Raw genomic sequence first — 17,336 nt, 5'->3', positions numbered from 1 at the left:
TATCAGTATTGCTGATACTGGATCCAGGAATCATCGTTGGACGTGATGCGGGTGGGCGGCTCAGGATGACCGCATGACACACACCGCCCGCGTCGCCCTGGTCGGCGACCGCTCGCCCCACGTCCGGTCCCACACCCGCGTCCCGGGCCTGCTCGACGCGCTGCGCGAGCGTGACGGCCTGGACCTGGACGCCTACTGGATCCCCACCCAGGACGTCGCCGACCACACGACCCTGACCGGGTTCGACGCGATCTGGGTGCTGCCCGGCAGCCCTTACCGCAGTGAGGCCGGCGCGCTCGCGGCCATCCGCACCGCCCGCGAGGAGCGCATCCCCCTGCTCGGCACCTGCGCCGGCTTCCAGCACGTCCTGCTCGAATACGCCCGCAACGTCGCCGGTCTGGCAACGGCCGGCCACGCGGAGAACGCGCCGGACACGTCGGCGGCCGACGCCGTGGTGGTGCCGCTTGCGTGCTCCCTGGTCGGTCACGAGGGCACGATCGAGCTGACCGCGGGCTCCCGCGCCGAAACGCTCATCGGCGCCGAGCGATCCATCGAGCGCTACCACTGCAATTTCGGCGCCAGCCCCCACCACGTCGAGCTGCTGCGCACCCATGGGCTGTGGTTCACCGGTACCGACACCGACGGTGAGGTGCGGATCGCCGAGCTGCCGGAGCACCCGTTCTTCCTCGCCACCCTCTTCCAGCCAGAACTCGCCGGCGACGGCACCCGCCCGCACCCCCTCATCCGCGGCCTCGCGGCGGCCGCCGTCGCCCGAGCGAAGGCCGCGGGGTGATCGGCGTCCAGCGTCTGCTGGGCGTCTACGTGCGCCTGTGCACGGTGCCCGACGCTCACGGCGCCAGCCCGCTGGCCTCCACCCGCGACACGTGGTTTCCCAGGCTGCCGGACGGCCCACCCCACGCACCCGTCGACAAGGGATACGCCTGCCTTCGGACCCCGGCGCCCGGTGAGGGGTGAGTCGGCGCCAACCGGCCGTACGTATCTGCGCAGAGCCCCTGTCCGGCGGTGCCTGCCGCGCGCGACGGCGGGCCCCGCCGGGCAGGGGCCCAACTGGCCGTATGTGCCGAGGGGTTACGACGTGGCGTTGTCGATGTCGTCCCGGTCTTCCGCGAGACCGCGGGCCTTTCGGTACCTCAGGTCCGCCTGCCGATGCCACAGGCGGGCCACCAGAGCGACGGCGACGGCGCCGGCGAACCCCGCCACGGTCGCAACCCAACCCGACAAGGACACCTTGAGGACCGTTCCCACGCAGACGGCCACAGCGACCGCGCCGGAGAAGAACAGCCGGCCGTTCGGCGGACGCGGTTCCTTCCGCTTCATCGCACCATCACCTCGCAGCATCCCCGCACCCTCACTTCCGCCGAGTCGGTCAGCACTTGTGGGCGCCCTGGACAACGCCGGCCACGGCCCCGCCGAAGCCACCCACGGCGGCACCCGGGGCGCAGCCGGTCTCCAGGTCGGCGACACAGCCGGCAACGCCGCCGAGCTCGGCTGTATCCAGGCTCTTCTTGCCCACGCACTTGGCCCAGTCCCAGAATCCGTAGGCCGTCACGGTGGGGACAACGGCCCCCTCGAGGGTGGTGTCGGGGGTGTCGACGTGCTGGTAGAGGGTGTTGCCCTGGACCTTCCACGTCACCTCGTGCAGGTGCCCGTCCGTGTCCTTGATGGGCTTCGGCGACATGGTGAGGAGCTTCTCGCCCTTGCCGTCCTCGATCGACACGCTGCCGTCCTTGTCGGAGGCGAGGTGGTGGTCGCCCTTCAGGTGGGAGAACGTCCACGCGGTGTCGCGAGCGAAGGTGGTGGTCTTGCCGGACGTGGCCAGGACCTTGTCCAGCGTCTGCCCTGAGGGCTCCGCAGCGGTGGCGCTCGGCGCAGCGGCGACGAGGGCGGCCGCGGCGGCCAAACCCGTTGCTGTCCCAGTATGCTGACGGGCCGTCATACGCATAAAGTCATTGCCTTCCCGTTCATATCCGTCGGAAGAGGGCAGATGCGCCTCTGTCCGATGTGTGCACACCAAGATCAACATCTATGCCCAGCACCACGCAAAGCGCATTTACCGACTTGATGAACCGTTTGCGAAGGGTTTACGAGGTGGTGCGGCGAGCCTCGTCAGGTGCGAGTCGGTCGTCAGGCGCGGCAGCGCAGCATCTCCAGCGGGGGGTTGGCGCGGAAGTCCGCCCAGAAGTCCGCGCCGAACTCACGCACGCCGGCGTCGGACACCTCCAGCGGGACCCAGGTCAGCTCGCTGAACCCGGCCGCCCGCAGGGACTCTTCGTGGGCCTCGCGGCGCGGCAGTGCCGAAACGAAGCTGACCGGGTTGCCGTCGAGCAGCGCCGTGGTCCTCACTCGCGGCCCCGTCCCGGCCTCCTCGCCGGTCAGCTCGCTGCGGAAGCCGTACTTCTCCGGGGACGGCCCGTCGAACCGGAAGTCGGGCGACTGGTTGACCACGAAGAACTCGGCGCCGGGCTTCAGGCTCCGGTGGACGTTGCGGCACATCCGCTCCATGGTGGCGAGGTCCTCCGCGTAGTTGAGCAGGTGGACCCCGACGGCCACGTCGAAGCGCTGCTCGAAGGGCCGCAGTTCGGAGGCATCGCCCACCTCGTAGTGCACACCCAGCGGATCGTGCTCCTCCAACTTCTGTGCCACGGCGATCATTTCGCCGGAGATGTCGATTCCGAGCACCTCGGCGGCGCCGCGCCGCTTGAACTCCCTGCTGTAGAACCCGGTGCCGGAGGCCAGGTCGAGGACCGACTTGCCGCGCACGTCCCCGACCAGGGCCAGGAACGAGGGAACCGCCGCGTACCGCTCCAGGAGCAGGGACTTGAAGCCCTCGTACGCTTCACCGATCTCGTCGTACTGCTGCACGCTCATGGTGCTGTCCTCCCCGTGTTTCGCCATGTCCTTGGCCTCGGCCCCCGATCCCGGGGCACGCCGCGGCCTTTGCTCGGCAGTCTCTACGAAACCAGGAAGGGCGCCGTATTGGCAGAAGCTACGAAGGTGCGGACGGCGTCCCGGCCTCCTGTACAAGGGGGCGGACGGGCACAGGCCCCGTGTCGGCCGCCCCGCATGAGTACGCGTACTCATGCGCGCCTCCTGACTGGCCGTCAAGATGTGGCCATGACGTGCGCATTCCCCGAACCTTCACCCCGGCGTGGTCGGCCCTGGTCGCGCAGGACGCCTCGTGGACGGGACGTGGGTATCGGCATCGCGTTGTTCGTCGTGGAAGCCGCGGTATTTCTGCTGGCCGGGTTCGGGTACGGCATGGAGGTGTGGGCCGCGCAGGGGGAGCAGGCGCGGATCGACGCGGTGCAGCTCGCGCAACTCGCCTGGATGCAGTACTTCTTCGTCGCCGTGGTCGTATGTGCCGGACTCGCGGCGCTGTTCCGCGCGCCGTGGACGGTGCTGTCGCAGCTCCTGGCCGCCGGAGCGGTGGCCGTGCTGTTCGTGCTGGCGCAGCACGACTACGACCGGAGCCACCCGGGTCCCGCGCCGGTCCCGAGTGCGGGCTACACACCCTGCTACAGCGGTAGCGAGAGGTGTGACTGAGTGGCCGGTCGGCGCCTGTCCGGTCGCCCTGTCGGGCGGAAGCGGGCTGCGCCGCAACGACGCAGCCCGGTGGATCGCCTCAGTCCTCGCGGCTGGTGACCTCAAGGAGGTGAAGACCGAACTGGGTCTTCACCGGCCCCTGGATCGTGCCGACCGGGGCGGAGAAGACGACCGTGTCGAACTCCTTGACCATCTGTCCCGGCCCGAACGACCCGAGGTCGCCACCCTGGCGCCCCGAGGGGCACGTGGAGTGCTGCTTGGCGAGATCGGCGAAGTCCGCTCCGGCCTCGATCTGCGCCTTCAGCTCCGACGCCTTGTCCTCGCTGGCGACCAAGATGTGACGTGCGGTGGCCCTAGCCATTTGTTACACCCTTTCGATGAGACATCAACACTGCCAAGGGTTACGCCCGGGGACCGGCAGGTGGTAGCGATCACGGCTCCAACCCGCCACAGGTCCCTGCGGCCTCCCGTAAGCAGCCTTCGGTAAGTCGGTCATGCACCATCTCACAGACGATCACAGCATGACGCACCAGGCAGGCCCTTTCGCCGTCGTCGGCGCAGGGCCGCCGGGGAGTGGGTCTGACCCGTCGGACATGCCCTAGGTCCAGCATCCCCGCTCGGTCAGCACCGTGCGCAGGGTCTCGATGTCGTCGGTCATGATGCCGTCCACGCCGAGATCCAGCAGGGCCGCCATCCGGTCCGCGTCGTTGATCGTCCAGACGTGGACCTGCATGCCCAGTGCGTGCGCGGCGCGCAGGAACAGCGGATCGACCACCGGGATGCCGGACTGCCGCTCGGGGACCTGCACGCAGACCGCGCTGCGCCGCACCGCCGCGCCCAGCAGCCGGTCGAGCGGCAGCGCCCCACGGCCGTAGGAGCGCAGCCGCAGGCCGGCCACGCCGCGGGTGCCGAGGGAGCTGGCCATCCGTGCGCCGGCCAGGCGCTGCGCGCGTGCCACCCGGGCCTCCGAGAACGACCCGACGCACACCCGGTCCCAGGCGTCGGTGCGGCGCAGCAGGTCCAGCAGCGGGACGAGTGCGGCCTCGGCTTTGAGGTCGACGTTCCAGCGCGCTTCGGGGAACTCCTCCAGCAGTTCCTCGAACAGCGGCAGCGGCTCCCGGCCGGCGACCCGGGCCCGGCGCACCGCCCGCCAGGGGAGCCGGCCGATCGCGCCGCGGGTGTCGGTGACGCGGTCGAGCGTCGGGTCGTGGAAGGCGACCAGCTTTCCGTCCGAGGTGGCGTGCACATCGGTCTCCAGATAGCGGTAGCCCAGGTCGACCGCGCGGCGGAAGGCGGCGGCGGTGTTCTCCAGGCCGTCCGCTGACCCGCCCCGGTGGGCGAAGGGGAGCGGCGCGGGGTGGTCGAGGTAGGCGTGGCGAAGGCGTATCGCGGGGGTCACTCCGGCAGTATCGCGCGCTCGGGTGAAGTCCTGGTGCGGGCCACCACCCGCGACGGCGCCTCGGCCAGCTCCTTGATCGCGAAGAGCCGCAGGAAGAGCTGCGCCAGCGGTCCGATGGCCAGCGCGTAGACGACGGTGCCGGCGCCGACGGAGCCGCCGAGCAGGAAGCCGACCGCGAGCACGGTCACCTCGATGCAGGTCCGCACCAGCCGCACCGGGCGGCCGGTCCGCTGGTGCAGCCCGGTCATCAGCCCGTCGCGCGGCCCTGGGCCGAAACGGGCGGAGATGTACAGACCGGTCGCGGCGCCGTTGAGCAGGACGGCGAACGCCAGCAGCGGGATGCGGGCGCCGTACCCGGACAGCTCGGGCACCCATGCCATCGTCGCGTCCATGACGACCCCGAGGATCACCACGTTCGACACCGTGCCCAGGCCGGGGCGCTGGCGCAGCGGGATCCACAGCAGCAGGATCAGGGCGCCCGAGACGATGGTGACCGTGCCGATCGAGAGTCCCGTATGACGGGATATGCCCTGGTTGAGTACGCTCCATGGCTCCAGGCCCAGATCGGCGCGGACCATCAGTCCCATGCTCACGCCGTACAGCGTCAGACCCGTGTAGAGCTGGATCAGCCGACGTGCCAGCAGGCCCCTCCGTGGGCCGGATCCCCTCGTCATGGACACGAAAATTCCCCCTCCTGGCACGATTGGACCGACGCATGACACCATGTGGCATGTCCGAGCTCGGGAAGTAGAGCCAATTCGGGGAAGGTGGACTGATCTTCATGGCTCAGTGGACTTCGGCGGTAGGTGCACCCCAACTCGCCCGGCTGCTCCGGTCGCAGGACCCGCGAGCCGCCGAACTCGCCGTCGGCGGACGCAAGTTGCCCGCCTACCGCGGCCTCGCCGACGGTGTACGCCTGCTCGTGCTCGAAGGCCGGGTGCCGGTCGCCGCCCGGCTGCCCGCCGAGCGCGAGCTGGCCGCGGCCTTCGGTGTCAGCCGCACCACCGTCGCCGCCGCCTACGAAGCGCTGCGTGCCGAAGGGTTCCTGGAGTCCCGGCGCGGCTCCGGCAGTTGGACCGCCGTCCCGGCCGGCAACCCGCTGCCCACCCGCGGCCTGGAACCGCTGCCCCCGGAGGCCGCCGGCTCCATGATCGACCTCGGCTGCGCCGCCCTCCCCGCCCCCGAGCCCTGGCTCACCCGCGCCGTCCAGGGCGCCATGGCCGACCTGCCGCTCTACGCCCACACCCACGGCGACTACCCGGCCGGCCTGCCGGTGCTGCGCCAGGCCCTCGCCGACCGCTACACCGCCCGCGGCATCCCCACGATGCCCGAACAGATCATGGTGACCACGGGCGCGATGGGCGCGGTGGCCGCGATCTGCCGGCTGTGTACCAGCCCCGGCGAGCGGGTGGCCGTCGACTCGCCCTCGTACGCCAACATCCTCCAGCTCATGCGGGACGCCGGCGCCCGGCTGGTCCCGGTCGCCCTCGGGGAGCGGCTGGCCGGCTGGGACATTCCCGCCTGGCGCCAGGTGATGCGGGACGCCGCGCCCCGGATGGCGTATGTCGTCGCCGACTTCCACAACCCCACCGGCACCCTCGCCACCGAGGACCAGCGCCGCCGCCTCGTCGACGCCGCCCGCTCGGCCGGCACGCTGCTCGTCGTCGACGAGACCATGACCGAGCTCCGGCTGGACGAGGACACCGAGGTTCCCCGGCCGGTCTGCGCGTTCGACCCCGCCGGCAGCGCGGTGATCACCGTCGGCTCGGCGAGCAAGGCGTTCTGGGCCGGGATGCGGATCGGCTGGGTGCGCGCCGCCCCCGACATCATCCGCAGCCTGGTCGCCGCCCGCGCCTACTCCGACCTGGGCTCACCGGTCCTCGAACAGCTCGCCATCGCCTCGCTGCTGGAGGGCGGCGGCTGGGAGCAGGCCATCGAAATCCGCCGGGACCAGGCCCGTGAGAACCGCGATGCGATCGTCGCCGCCCTCCAGCGGCACCTCCCCGACTGGGAGTTCAGCGTGCCGCGCGGCGGTCTGACGCTGTGGGCGCGTACCGGCGGGCTCTCCGGGTCCCGGATCGCCGAGGCGGGGGAGCGGCTCGGGGTGCGGGTCCCCTCCGGCCCCCGGTTCGGTGTGGACGGCGCCTTCGAGGGCTTCGTACGGCTGCCGTTCACGGTCAGTGGCGCGGTCGCCGACGAGGCCGCGGCCCGACTGGCCGGTGCGGCGCGGCTGGTCGCGACGGGCGCCCCGGTGGAAGCGGAGCTGCGGCAACACTTCGTCGCCTGACAGTGCGCCGGGAGTGCCGGGTCCGGGCTCTCAGCGCTCCGCGCGCAGGGCCTCCACCGAACCGCTCTTGACCGTACGGGACTCGCCGCCCTTGACGATCGACACCCGCGCGGGCGCACGTACCGGCTCGGCGGCGGGCCCGGCCGGCTCCGCGGCCGGCGCCGGCTCGTCCCCCGCGGACCGGCCGTCCGCCGCGCCCACCGCCGCGGCGGTATCGGCCTCCGCGCCGGCCGCAGCCGCACGCTGCGGCAGCAGCGCCAGAACGGCCTGCCGGTGCGCCTCGTTCGTCGCGTCGTCGAACGGATCGGGCGTGGCCGGCACCTGCAGCCGCAGGACGGGAGCGGTCCCCAGCCGCGCATAGCCGCGTCCCGGCGGCACCTGCACCGTCGGCGTGGTGTGCGGCGGCGCCCCGAGGACCGTCCGTACCTCGTCCACCGTGGCGGGACCGAGCACCACCCGCGCCTTGGTGTGCGCCCGCACCGGATCGCTCAGCAGGTCGGCGCTGTCGAACTGGTCGGCCACGACCACCGTGACATGGGCCGCCCGGCCGTGCCGCAGCGGCACCTGCAGCCACCGCTGAGGGTCGTCCCTGCCCTCCGCGGCCGCGATATGGGTGAGCGCCGTCAGACGGTCGACGATGATCCACAGCGGTCGCCGGGTGTCGTCCGGCGCGGGCCGACCGGCCTGCCGCGCCCGGTTCGCGACGACCAGCCGGCGCTCGGTCTCGTGGGAGGCCCACTCCAGCCTCGTCAGGGCCCCCGACAGGCCGCTCTCCACTCCCAGCACGCCGGGGTGGCCGACCAGGCACCCGAACTCGCCGGTGCCGGTGCCGTCGACGACCAGTACGTCGCCGTGCTGCAGTGCCTGCAGCGCGATCGAGCGCAGCAGCGTCGTGGTGCCGGTCGCCGGCTGCCCCAGGGCGAGCAGATGCGGCTCGGCGGAGCGCGGCCCGGTGCGCCAGACCACCGGCGCGGCGTCGCGCCGCTCCTTGCCGGCGGCGACCGGCAGGGTCCGCTGCACGGAGTCCGGATCGGTGAAGCCGAGCACCGTCTCGCCCGGAGAGGTGACGAAGCGCTGCGCGGCGATATCGGCGGGCAGCGCCGCCAGGACGGTCACGGTGAGCTGATTGGCCAGCTCGTCCCAGGCGAAGTGGTACTCCCGGCCGCGGCCCGCCTTGGCGTACAGCACCTGCTCGATGCGGGCCCGGGACCGGTCCTCACCATCGGTGAAGTACGCCGGGTACTTCAGCCGCAGCCGCTCCAGGCGCCCCGTGTCGTCGAAGGCGTACTCGCCGAAGACCTGCTTCCAGTCGCCGTCGTGCGCGTACAGGGGACTGGGATCGCCCTCGGCGGAGAGGTACGGCACCAGCGCCTCGTACAGCGCCCGCAGCCGCTCCGTCTCCGCCTCGCTGGGACCGGTCTCCACGGTGGTGCGCTCCCGCCCCGCCCAGGCTCCCGCTCCCATGGCCGCGATCAGGGCGAGCAGCGGCCCGTAGGGCACCAGGGCGACCACCAGCACGCACGCGCCGACGAAGCACAGCAGCGGACCGCGGCTCTCCTTGGGCGTCTCGGTCCAGCGTCCCCGGCCGGCCGTCGCCAGCCGGCGCAGCCCCCGGCCGATGGTGATCAGCGGATGGAACACGTCGGAGGCGCCGTCGGCGGCGGTGCGCGCCAGTTCGCGACTGCGGGCGAGCGATGCGCTGTTGGCCATACGGGCGAGCGGTGCGCGGTCGGTCAGGATGCGGGGCAGAGGACGCCGGGCCACATCTTCTCCTGTTGCTCGTGCGGTGGTCGTGGCGGCTCGGCGTGGGCGGCGAGCCGGGGCGTGCGGAACGCGGTGCCGCCCGGACGGGATCTGGTGCGGTCCGTTCGGGCGGGACCGGTGGAGTGGAGCCGGCGGAGGAGATCGGGGAGGCATCTCCCTAGAGCTTGATCCCCCCGAGGAGGCTCGCCAGGCTCGCCCCGCCCGCCTTGATGCTCGGCGCGATGGCGGAGCTCGCGAGATAGAACCCGAAGAGCGCGGAGACGAGCGCGTGGGACAGCTTGAGTCCGTCTTTGCGGAAGAAGAGGAAGACGATGACACCGAGCAGGACGACGCCGGAAATGGACAGAATCATGGGGGGTTCTCTCCTGGGTGGTGGGGACGGTCACCATGAGTTCTTCCAGCCTCACAGCCCGTATCAAGCCCCCAAAAGCTGCGAATGGGTGATTTATCGTTGAAATTCCCTATTTGGGCGCAGCTTCAGGGCGTGTCGCCCCGGCGTGTCCCCGGCGTGTCGCGATCCGTCCCCGCCGACCGGCACAATCGTCGGGTGTCGAAGCCGAAGAACAAGCCGCCCAAGAGGCCGTCGCCCGCGCCGCGCCGCCCGGCGGCCGTCACCCCCGATGTGCCCTGCCCCTGCGGACGGGCCGAGAGCTACCGCGACTGCTGCGGCGCCTTCCACCAGGGACGCGCCACCGCTCCCACCGCGGAGCGGCTGATGCGCTCGCGCTACAGCGCCTTCGCCGTACGTGACACCGGCTATCTGCTGCGCACCTGGCACCCGACGACCCGCCCCGCGGCCCTCGACCTCGAACCGGCGCAGCGCTGGACCGGTCTGGAGATCCTCGGCGCGACCGGCGGCACCGCCTTCCACGCCGAAGGCACCGTGGAGTTCCGCGCGCACTTCAGCCTGCACGGGCACGCCGACAGCCAGTACGAGCACAGCCGGTTCGTCCGCGAGAGCGGCGAGTGGGTCTATCTGGACGCGCTGCCGCCCGCGTAGGCCGCCGCCCGCCGGCCCGGCTCAGCGGCCCCGCAACTGGTCGGTCTCGCGGCGCTCGCGCTTGGTGGGGCGCCCGGCGCCGCGGTCGCGATGCGCGGCCGGCGCCGTCATCTCGCGCGGCGGGGGCGGCGGGCTGTTGTCGACGAAGCACTCGGCGGCGACGGCTGCGCCCACCCGCTTGCGCACCAGCCGCGAGACCACCACGATCCGCTCCCGTCCGGCGTGCCGCAGCCGGACCTCGTCGCCGTTGCGTACGGCGTGCGCCGGCTTGACCCGCTCGCCGTTGACCCGTACGTGCCCCGCGCGACAGGCCGCCGCGGCCAGTGAGCGGGTCTTGGTGAGCCGTACGGACCAGATCCAGCTGTCGATGCGGGTGGTCCCCTCGTCTGAAGCCATACCCAGACTCTAGAGCGATCACGGCCCGCGGTGGCCGAGCGGCGAGCGGTCAGCCGGACTTCCTGGCCGAGGTCTTCTTCGCCGAGGTCTTCTTGGGGGCGGCTTTCTTGGTCGCGGTCTTCTCGGGGGACTTCCTCGTGGTGCTCTTCGCCGCGGTCTTCTGCGCCGTCGTCCTGCGCGACGTGGCCTTCTTGTCCGTGCCGCCGGCCGCGGTCTTCTTCGCCGTGGTCTTCTTCGCCGTCTTCCGCCCCCGTATGGGCGTCACGGACGCCGACTCCTCGGCCTGCGCTCCGCCCCCCTGCGCGGCCCGCACGCTCTTCTCCAGGGCCGCCGTCAGATCGATGACCTGGGCGCCGGACGGCGTCGCGGGGACGACCGGCTCCGCGCCCTCCAGCTTCGCGGCGACCAGTTCCTCGACGGCCTCGCGGTAGTCGTCGTGGAGTTCGGCCGGGTCCAGCGCACCCAGGGAGTCCATCAGGGTCTCGGCCAGCGTCATCTCGTTCTCACGGATCTCGACCTCGTCGGGTGCGATACCGGTGGCGGGCCGGATCTGGTCCGGCCACAGCAGCTGGTGCATCACGATCGCGCCGTCGTGCGCCCGCAGCATCGCCAGCGACTCCCGCCCCCGCATCGCCACCTTGCCGATCGCGACCTTCCGATGGTGCTCCAGCGCCTCCCGCAGCACCGTGTACGGCTTGACCGCGGCCGCCCCGTTGGGACCCAGGTAGTAGGACTTGTCCATCTGGAGCGGATCGATCTCGGAAGGGTCGACGAAGGACAGGATCGACAGCGTCTTCGCGGTCGGCATCGGCAGCTGGGAGAGGTCGTCGTCGGTGATCGGCACGACGGTGTCGTCGCCGGGCGGCTGATAGCCCTTGCCGACCTCCTCGTTCGGGACCTCCTCGCCGTCCAGCTCGCAGATCTTCCGGTACTGGACCGGCGCGCCGTCCTTCTCGTGGATGCGTACGAAGGAGACCGAAGAGGTGCGGTCGGTGGCGCTGTACGTCTTCACGGGGATGGTGACCAGCCCGAACGATATCGACCCATTCCATATAGAACGCATATTTCATCCCTTGTGTGGGATTCTCATCGTATGTCGCCGATCACCATCGTGGAGGGGCGACGCCTCTCGCTGACCAACCTGGACAAGGTCCTCTATCCCGAGACCGGCACCACCAAGGGCGAGGTGCTGCACTACTGCACCACCACCGCCGCCGCCCTGCTCCCGCACCTCCACGACCGGCCGCTGTCCTTCCTGCGCTACCCCGACGGGCCGGACGGCCAGCGCTTCTTCACCAAGAACGTGCCGCCCGGCACCCCCACCTGGGTGCAGACCTGCGAGGTCCCCCATTCGACGTCCGGGCCCACCCGCCAGGTCCTGCTGCAGGACCTGCCGGCGCTGGTCTGGGCCGCGAACCTGGTCGTCGAGCTGCACACGCCGCAGTGGACGAGCCGGGCGCCGGGCATCGCCGACCGCCTCGTCGTCGATCTGGACCCCGGCCCACCGGCCACCATCGTGGAGTGCTGCGCCGCGGCACAGTGGCTGCGCGAGCGGCTGGCCGCCGACGGCCTGGAGGCCTACGCCAAGACGAGCGGCTCCAAGGGCCTGCACCTCGTCGTGCCCATCGAGCCCACCCCCTCCGAGCGGACCACCGCCTACGCCAAGCGGCTCGCCGCCGAGGCCGCGCGGGCCCTGCCGGACCTCGTCGTGGACAAGATGACCAGGTCACTGCGCCCGGGGAAGGTCTTCATCGACTTCTCCCAGAACGCCGCCGCCAAGACCACCGCCGTCGCCTACACCCTGCGCGCCCGTGCCACCCCCACCGTCTCCACGCCCGTCACCTGGGACGAGGTCGCCGACTGCACCGCACCGGAGCAACTCAGTTTCCTCTTCAGCGAGATCGCCCCCCGCTGCGAACGCCACGGCGAGCTGCACGCGTCGCTGCTCGACCCCGACCGGGCCCGTCCGCTGCCCGAAGCGGCATAGATTGACCCTCATGATCGACGGGACATCGGACGACACCCTGCAGCTGCGAGCGCCGGGTGGGCGGATATCCGGCACGGACGGCAACCGGGGCGACGGCGGCGGGGAGCAGGGCACCGGGAAAGGGGTGGCGCGCTCCTCGCTCCTGATGGCCATGGGGACGGTGGTCTCCCGCGCCACGGGGCTGATCCGGACGGTGCTGCAGGCGGCCGCGCTCGGCACCGGCCTGCTCGCCACCACGTACAACACCGCCAACGTCGTCCCGATGAGCATCTACACCCTGCTCATCGGCGGCGCGCTGAACTCCGTGCTGGTGCCGCAGCTGGTACGCGCCAGGGCCGAGCACGCGGACGGCGGCCGCGCCTACGAACAGCGGCTGGTGACCCTCGTCCTGAGCGTGCTCGCGATCGGCACCCTGCTGTCGGTCTGGGCCGCCCCGCAGATCGTCGCCGTCTACACCGCCGACACACCCCGGACCCACGCCGCCTTCGAACTCACCGTGGTCTTCGCCCGCTTCCTCCTCCCGCAGATCTTCTTCTACGGGCTCTTCTTCATCTTCGGCCAAGTGCTCAACGCCCGCGGCAGGTTCGGCGCGATGATGTGGACGCCGGTGCTCAACAACATCGTGCTGATCGCGATGTTCGGCGTCTACCTCGGTCTGCTGGCCGGACCCGACCGGATCGAGGACATCACCCCCGGCCAGATCGACCTGCTGGGCATCGTCACCACGGGCGGTATCGCCCTCCAGGGCCTGGCGCTCCTGCCGTTCGTACGGGCCGCCGGCTTCCGCTTCCGGCCGCGCTTCGACTGGCGCGGCAGCGGCCTGCGCAAGAGCATCGCGGCCGCCCGCTGGACCCTGCTGTTCGTCCTCGCCAACCTGGTCGCGATGACCGTCGTCACGCACTACGCGGGCGCCGTCGACCAGCAACTCCCCACCGCGGGTGCGGGGTACACCGCCTACAACTACGCCCAGGGCATCTGGATGCTGCCGCAGTCGATCGTCACCGTCTCGCTGGTGACCGCGCTGCTGCCGCGGATGAGTCGCGCGGTCACCGAAGGCCGCCTGGACGACCTGCGCGGCGACCTCTCCCGCGCACTGCGGGTCAGCGGCGTCCTCATCGTTCCGGCTGCCTACTTCTTCCTGGCCTTCGGCCCGCAGACCGCCCAACTGCTGTTCGCACACGGCACCGTGGACGCCGCCTCGGCCGCACCCGCCGGACATATGCTCCAGGCCTTCGGTCTCGGTCTGATCCCCTTCTCCGCCCAGTACCTGCTGCTGCGCGGCTTCTACGCCTTCGAGGACACCCGTACGCCGTTCTGGATGGCCTTTTGGACCAGCGCCGTGAACATCGCCCTGGCCACCGCCTGCTACCTGCTGCTGCCCGCCCGTTGGTCGGTCACCGGGATGGCCGCCGCCTACACCGTCGCGTACGGAATCGGACTGCTGGTCACCGCGCGGCTGCTGCGCCGGCGGCTCGCCGGACGGCTCGACGGCCGGCGGCTGTGCCGTACGTACGGCAAGCTGACCGGGGCCGCCGCCGCGGCCGGAGCGGTCGGCTGGTTCGCGGCCCGGTCCTGCTCCGGGATCCCCGTCCCGGAGGGCTGGACCCCCGTCCTGGCCCTGGCCGCCGGGGGCCTGACGATGGCCCTGATCTTCCTGGGCCTGGCCCGCGCCCTGAAGGTCGCCGAGCTGCGCACCCTGCCGGGACTGCGCTGATCGGGGCGGCTGTCCGGGGCCTGTCCGACGGGTCGGGCCCCGGGCTCAGACCGCGTGCGGCCGAGGCCAGGACGCCCGCGCCGCGGCCTCGATCCAGCCGATGACGGTCTGCACCGCGGCGTCGCTCAGCCCGGCCAGCTCCGCCACCGCGGCCTGGTCCCCGGCCGCCGGTGCGACCCCGGCCGCGGTGAGCGCCGCCTGGAGGTCCAGCCGCCGGCGGTCGGGCAGCGCCACCGGCGCCTGCAGCCGCTCCTCGGGGCGCGGGGGAGGGAGCGGCAGGTCATCGGGGTGCGACGGCACCGCGGGCACCAGGTCCTCCGGGCGGGGCGGCGGCAGGAGGAGGTCCAGGGGCAGCGCACGGGTGTCGAGGCGGTCCTCGGCGCGCGGGGGAGCCAGGGCGTAGTCCGGCGTCGCGCCGTACGGCGGGGAAGCGGGGCGGTACGGGGACATCGGGGCCTCCAGCGCGGTCCGTAGGGGTTCGGCAAGGGTTCGGAAGGGGTTCAGGGGGTTCGGCGAAGGGCGCGTCAGTTCCGGGGGAGCGGGGGCGGTTCCGGGAGAGGACCGGGTGGTCCCCGGGGAAGACGCGTCGGTTCTTCTGAGGCCGTCCGGTGCGCCTTCGGTTGCGAGAAGGGCTCGGGTTCACCCGATGGGGGCATGGACGGGAGCTCGCTCGACGGGGTTTTGGAACGTGCGATCCAAAATGCTGTATCGTCCTCGCAGCGGGCGGAACGGGGCTGTCGTGGCGCGCTGTGCCGCCCCCCCCGCACGCGGGGTCGCCCGGATTTCCGGGGGCCTTCGCCCGCTCTCGCAGGGGATCGATCGGATGGGAAAGGGAGGTCGGGCCGTGCCGCGCGCCGTGTATGTGCTGGCCGTCGGGATCTTCGCCATGGTGACCAGTGAGTTCGTGGTGGCCGGGCTGATGCCGCAGATGGCGGACGGGCTGGGGGTGGGCGTGCCACAGATCGGCTATCTCATCACCGCCTTCGCGGTGGCCATGGCGGCCGGTGGGCCGTTCCTCACCGTCGCCATGGTGAGGCTGCGTCAGAAGACCGCGCTGATGGTGCTGTTCGGGATATTCCTGGCGGGCAATGTGCTCGCCGCCCTCGCGCCGGACTACGGGGTGATGCTGGTGGCGCGGATCGTCACCGGGGTCGCCTCGCAGGCGTTCTTCGGCGTCGCGATGTCGATCTGTGTCCAGCTGACCCGGCCGGAGGTCCGCGGCCGCGCCATCGCGGTGCTGATGAACGGGCTGATGCTCGGCACGCTGCTGGGGCTGCCGCTGTCGACGGTGGTCGGGGAACGCTTCGGCTGGCGGGTGGCGTTCTGGGTCATTTCCGGGATCGCGGTGTCGGCCGCGCTCGCCACACTCGCCGGAGTTCCCCGGCTGGGGCGCGCCGAGGGCGGTGGGAACGTCCGGGAAGAGCTGGCGGTCTTCCGAAATCCCCGGCTGTGGCTGGTGTTCTCCACCAGCACGCTCATCATCGGTGCGACATTCTCCGCGTTCAGCTATGCCAACCCCATTCTGACCGAGGTCACGGGATTCAGTACCGGAACCGTGCCCTTGCTGCTCGTCGGATACGGCGCCGCCACCGTCCTCGGCAATACCGTCGTGGGGCGACTGGCGGACCGGTTCACGGTCGGTGTCCAACTCGTCGGGCTGGCACTGAATTTCCTCTTCCTGGCCGGGTTCGCGCTGCTTGCTCATCTCGCCGTACCGGCGGTGGTGCTGTTGACGGGAATCGGTCTGGTCGGTGTCACGATGAATCCGGCGATGGCCACTCGTGTGCAACGCACCGGAAACGCCCGGCCGTTGGTGAATACCGTGCACTCGTCCTTCATCACCCTCGGCGTCATCGTGGGTTCCTCGGTCGGCGGTCTGGCGATCGACTCCTTCGGGCTGCGTGCCCCGTTGTGGCTCGGTGCCGCGTTGGCCGCCGTCGGGATCGCCACGCTGCTGCCCGACCTGCGGCGCCGTCCCGGCGCGGGGTCGTCGGCCCCGGCGGGAGCCCCCGCGCCGCGGGCCCAGGTGCCCGTGGTCGAGCCGAAGGAGGCCTGCGCGGCGCGGTCCTGACGGCGGACCGATGAATTCCGCCGCCCTTTCGGGGGGAATTCGGCGATTGCCACGGGGCGGACACACAACTCTCCCCTGGTGTTCACACTGTGGTGATTACTGCGATGGAAAGCTGCCAAGTGGCCGTATTCCCAACGGCCGGTGCCGGTCGTGCCCCACACATTTCACGGCCTGGTACCACAATTCGGGGAGAGGACACCCTTCGTGGACAAGACCCACATAATTCGCCGTGGCCGCTTGCTGGCCATCGCCGCGACCACCGTCATGGTGGCGGTGGCTGTGCAGATCCCGGCCGGTGCGACGGCCACCCCGGCCGCACCGCGCGGTTCCGTCACCGCCTATGACGACACGTACTACGAAGACGCCGTGGGCAAGACCGGCCAGGAGCTCAAGGGCGCGCTGCACCGGATCATCAGCGAGACCCAGACCGGAAAGCTGACCTATTCCCAGGTCTGGGACGCCCTGAAGGACACCGACGAGGACCCGGCCAACAGCGCGAACGTCATTCAGCTGTACACCGGAAAGTCCCAGAGCAAGAACGCCAACGGCGCCGAACCGGACGACTGGAACCGCGAGCACGTCTGGGCGAAGTCGCACGGCGACTTCGGCACCGCCACCGGCCCCGGAACCGACATCCACCATCTGCGGCCGGCGGACGTGTCCGTCAACAGCACCCGCGGGAACAAGGACTTCGACAACGGCGGTACGGAGGTCGGCGAGGCGCCGGGCAACTACACCGACGACGACTCCTTCGAGCCCCGCGACGCGGACAAGGGCGATGTCGCCCGCATGATCCTCTACATGGCCGTCCGCTACGACGGTGACGACGGCTTCCCGGACCTGGAGCCCAACGACAAGGTCGACAACGGCAGCCAGCCGTACCTCGGCCGGCTCTCGGTCCTGAAGGAGTGGAGCCGGCAGGACCCGCCGTCCGACTTCGAGAAGCGCCGCAACCAGGTGATCTTCGACAAGTACCAGCACAACCGGAACCCGTTCGTCGACCACCCCGAGTGGGTCAACGAGATCTGGTAACCGCAACCGGGCCGGGTTCGGCCGTGGGGGGGGCCGGGGGGGCCGCGGCGCCCCCGCGGCCCGTGGGCGGGGCGCGGGAGGGTGTAGACCAAACACACGCGCCCCGGGCGGGGGTTTTAGTT

The 17,336-nt window shown here is 71.3% G+C and carries 19 protein-coding genes; 8 read left to right on the top strand and 11 right to left on the bottom strand.

What is annotated here, in order from left to right; all coding sequences use genetic code 11:
• Positions 1-73: 73 nt before the first annotated feature.
• The gene (locus ACFWZH_RS29795) at positions 74-793 is read left to right on the top strand and encodes a hypothetical protein (protein ID WP_384437997.1); all 720 of its coding nucleotides are present in this window, start codon (positions 74-76) and stop codon (positions 791-793) included.
• Between the two features lie 296 nt (positions 794-1,089).
• Here the strand turns inward: ACFWZH_RS29795 and ACFWZH_RS29790 are convergent, their stop codons facing one another.
• The 3 genes from ACFWZH_RS29790 to ACFWZH_RS29780 all read right to left on the bottom strand — a co-directional run bounded on the left by ACFWZH_RS29790 (position 1,090) and on the right by ACFWZH_RS29780 (position 2,889).
• Positions 1,090-1,338 carry a hypothetical protein gene (locus ACFWZH_RS29790; protein WP_384437994.1) on the bottom strand — a complete coding sequence of 83 codons (249 nt, stop codon included), beginning with the start codon at positions 1,336-1,338 and terminating at the stop codon, positions 1,090-1,092.
• A gap of 49 nt (positions 1,339-1,387) precedes the next feature.
• Positions 1,388-1,921 (bottom strand): hypothetical protein, encoded by a 534-nt coding sequence (locus ACFWZH_RS29785; RefSeq protein ID WP_384437991.1) that lies wholly within the window; start codon positions 1,919-1,921, stop codon positions 1,388-1,390.
• 224 nt (positions 1,922-2,145) lie between these two features.
• Positions 2,146-2,889 carry a class I SAM-dependent methyltransferase gene (locus ACFWZH_RS29780; protein ID WP_384437988.1) on the bottom strand — a complete coding sequence of 248 codons (744 nt, stop codon included), beginning with the start codon at positions 2,887-2,889 and terminating at the stop codon, positions 2,146-2,148.
• Positions 2,890-3,084: 195 nt separating this feature from the next.
• Here ACFWZH_RS29780 and ACFWZH_RS29775 point away from each other — a divergent pair, with 195 nt between their 5' ends.
• Positions 3,085-3,564, top strand: a complete 480-nt coding sequence (locus ACFWZH_RS29775) for a DUF6234 family protein (RefSeq protein WP_384437985.1) — start codon at positions 3,085-3,087, stop codon at positions 3,562-3,564.
• Between the two features lie 79 nt (positions 3,565-3,643).
• Here the strand turns inward: ACFWZH_RS29775 and ACFWZH_RS29770 are convergent, their stop codons facing one another.
• From ACFWZH_RS29770 to ACFWZH_RS29760, 3 genes are all read right to left on the bottom strand, one after another.
• Positions 3,644-3,925, bottom strand: a complete 282-nt coding sequence (locus tag ACFWZH_RS29770) for a peptidylprolyl isomerase (RefSeq protein ID WP_384437982.1) — start codon at positions 3,923-3,925, stop codon at positions 3,644-3,646.
• A gap of 237 nt (positions 3,926-4,162) precedes the next feature.
• A complete protein-coding gene (locus tag ACFWZH_RS29765; RefSeq protein WP_384437979.1) occupies positions 4,163-4,963 on the bottom strand; it encodes a glycerophosphodiester phosphodiesterase in 801 nt (266 codons plus the stop codon).
• A complete protein-coding gene (locus ACFWZH_RS29760) occupies positions 4,960-5,637 on the bottom strand; it encodes a YitT family protein (RefSeq protein WP_384437977.1) in 678 nt (225 codons plus the stop codon). The genes ACFWZH_RS29765 and ACFWZH_RS29760 overlap by 4 nt, the downstream gene beginning before the upstream one ends.
• Before the next feature lie 107 nt (positions 5,638-5,744).
• Between ACFWZH_RS29760 and ACFWZH_RS29755 the strand changes: the two genes are divergently transcribed.
• On the top strand, positions 5,745-7,250 hold the full coding sequence (locus ACFWZH_RS29755) for a PLP-dependent aminotransferase family protein (protein WP_384437974.1): 1,506 nt from the start codon (positions 5,745-5,747) through the stop codon (positions 7,248-7,250).
• A gap of 30 nt (positions 7,251-7,280) precedes the next feature.
• Here ACFWZH_RS29755 and ACFWZH_RS29750 read toward each other — a convergent pair whose 3' ends face one another.
• Complete coding sequence (locus ACFWZH_RS29750) at positions 7,281-9,014, bottom strand: hypothetical protein (RefSeq protein ID WP_384437971.1); 1,734 nt, start codon at positions 9,012-9,014, stop codon at positions 7,281-7,283.
• A 157-nt stretch (positions 9,015-9,171) separates the two neighbouring features.
• A complete protein-coding gene (locus tag ACFWZH_RS29745; RefSeq protein WP_030412631.1) occupies positions 9,172-9,366 on the bottom strand; it encodes a hypothetical protein in 195 nt (64 codons plus the stop codon).
• A gap of 195 nt (positions 9,367-9,561) precedes the next feature.
• Between ACFWZH_RS29745 and ACFWZH_RS29740 the strand changes: the two genes are divergently transcribed.
• The gene (locus tag ACFWZH_RS29740) at positions 9,562-10,014 is read left to right on the top strand and encodes a YchJ family protein (RefSeq protein WP_384437967.1); all 453 of its coding nucleotides are present in this window, start codon (positions 9,562-9,564) and stop codon (positions 10,012-10,014) included.
• A gap of 21 nt (positions 10,015-10,035) precedes the next feature.
• Here ACFWZH_RS29740 and ACFWZH_RS29735 read toward each other — a convergent pair whose 3' ends face one another.
• Entirely contained in the window at positions 10,036-10,410 is a 375-nt protein-coding gene (locus tag ACFWZH_RS29735; protein WP_384437964.1) for an RNA-binding S4 domain-containing protein, read from the bottom strand.
• A 49-nt stretch (positions 10,411-10,459) separates the two neighbouring features.
• Positions 10,460-11,473 (bottom strand): Ku protein, encoded by a 1,014-nt coding sequence (locus ACFWZH_RS29730; RefSeq protein ID WP_384437961.1) that lies wholly within the window; start codon positions 11,471-11,473, stop codon positions 10,460-10,462.
• 30 nt (positions 11,474-11,503) lie between these two features.
• On the opposite strand from ACFWZH_RS29730, the gene ligD reads away from it, so the two are divergent.
• Positions 11,504-12,397 (top strand): non-homologous end-joining DNA ligase, encoded by an 894-nt coding sequence (gene ligD, locus ACFWZH_RS29725; protein WP_384437958.1) that lies wholly within the window; start codon positions 11,504-11,506, stop codon positions 12,395-12,397.
• Positions 12,398-12,407: 10 nt separating this feature from the next.
• Positions 12,408-14,111, top strand: coding sequence for a murein biosynthesis integral membrane protein MurJ (murJ, locus tag ACFWZH_RS29720; protein ID WP_384437955.1), 1,704 nt, complete (start codon positions 12,408-12,410; stop codon positions 14,109-14,111).
• Between the two features lie 45 nt (positions 14,112-14,156).
• Here the strand turns inward: murJ and ACFWZH_RS29715 are convergent, their stop codons facing one another.
• Complete coding sequence (locus ACFWZH_RS29715) at positions 14,157-14,561, bottom strand: hypothetical protein (protein ID WP_384437953.1); 405 nt, start codon at positions 14,559-14,561, stop codon at positions 14,157-14,159.
• Between the two features lie 394 nt (positions 14,562-14,955).
• Here ACFWZH_RS29715 and ACFWZH_RS29710 point away from each other — a divergent pair, with 394 nt between their 5' ends.
• Positions 14,956-16,182 carry an MFS transporter gene (locus tag ACFWZH_RS29710; RefSeq protein ID WP_384437950.1) on the top strand — a complete coding sequence of 409 codons (1,227 nt, stop codon included), beginning with the start codon at positions 14,956-14,958 and terminating at the stop codon, positions 16,180-16,182.
• Positions 16,183-16,446: 264 nt separating this feature from the next.
• Entirely contained in the window at positions 16,447-17,214 is a 768-nt protein-coding gene (locus ACFWZH_RS29705; RefSeq protein ID WP_384438149.1) for an endonuclease I family protein, read from the top strand.
• The last annotated feature ends 122 nt before the right edge of the window (positions 17,215-17,336 follow it).

Origin of the sequence: Streptomyces sp. NPDC059008, assembly GCF_042749045.1 — a bacterium.
Lineage (GTDB): Bacteria > Actinomycetota > Actinomycetes > Streptomycetales > Streptomycetaceae > Streptomyces.
Note: the sequence above shows the minus strand (reverse complement) of the source record. Positions and strands in the feature narration are given on the sequence as shown.

Coding starts and splice junctions, on each gene's coding strand:
- ACFWZH_RS29795 (WP_384437997.1), top strand. CDS start 74: ATGACACACACCGCCCGCGTCGCCCTGGTCGGCGACCGCTCGCCCCAC.
- ACFWZH_RS29790 (WP_384437994.1), bottom strand. CDS start 1,338: ATGAAGCGGAAGGAACCGCGTCCGCCGAACGGCCGGCTGTTCTTCTCC.
- ACFWZH_RS29780 (WP_384437988.1), bottom strand. CDS start 2,889: ATGAGCGTGCAGCAGTACGACGAGATCGGTGAAGCGTACGAGGGCTTC.
- ACFWZH_RS29775 (WP_384437985.1), top strand. CDS start 3,085: ATGAGTACGCGTACTCATGCGCGCCTCCTGACTGGCCGTCAAGATGTG.
- ACFWZH_RS29770 (WP_384437982.1), bottom strand. CDS start 3,925: ATGGCTAGGGCCACCGCACGTCACATCTTGGTCGCCAGCGAGGACAAG.
- ACFWZH_RS29760 (WP_384437977.1), bottom strand. CDS start 5,637: ATGACGAGGGGATCCGGCCCACGGAGGGGCCTGCTGGCACGTCGGCTG.
- ACFWZH_RS29755 (WP_384437974.1), top strand. CDS start 5,745: ATGGCTCAGTGGACTTCGGCGGTAGGTGCACCCCAACTCGCCCGGCTG.
- ACFWZH_RS29745 (WP_030412631.1), bottom strand. CDS start 9,366: ATGATTCTGTCCATTTCCGGCGTCGTCCTGCTCGGTGTCATCGTCTTC.
- ACFWZH_RS29735 (WP_384437964.1), bottom strand. CDS start 10,410: ATGGCTTCAGACGAGGGGACCACCCGCATCGACAGCTGGATCTGGTCC.
- ACFWZH_RS29730 (WP_384437961.1), bottom strand. CDS start 11,473: ATGCGTTCTATATGGAATGGGTCGATATCGTTCGGGCTGGTCACCATC.
- ligD (WP_384437958.1), top strand. CDS start 11,504: ATGTCGCCGATCACCATCGTGGAGGGGCGACGCCTCTCGCTGACCAAC.
- murJ (WP_384437955.1), top strand. CDS start 12,408: ATGATCGACGGGACATCGGACGACACCCTGCAGCTGCGAGCGCCGGGT.
- ACFWZH_RS29715 (WP_384437953.1), bottom strand. CDS start 14,561: ATGTCCCCGTACCGCCCCGCTTCCCCGCCGTACGGCGCGACGCCGGAC.
- ACFWZH_RS29705 (WP_384438149.1), top strand. CDS start 16,447: ATGGTGGCGGTGGCTGTGCAGATCCCGGCCGGTGCGACGGCCACCCCG.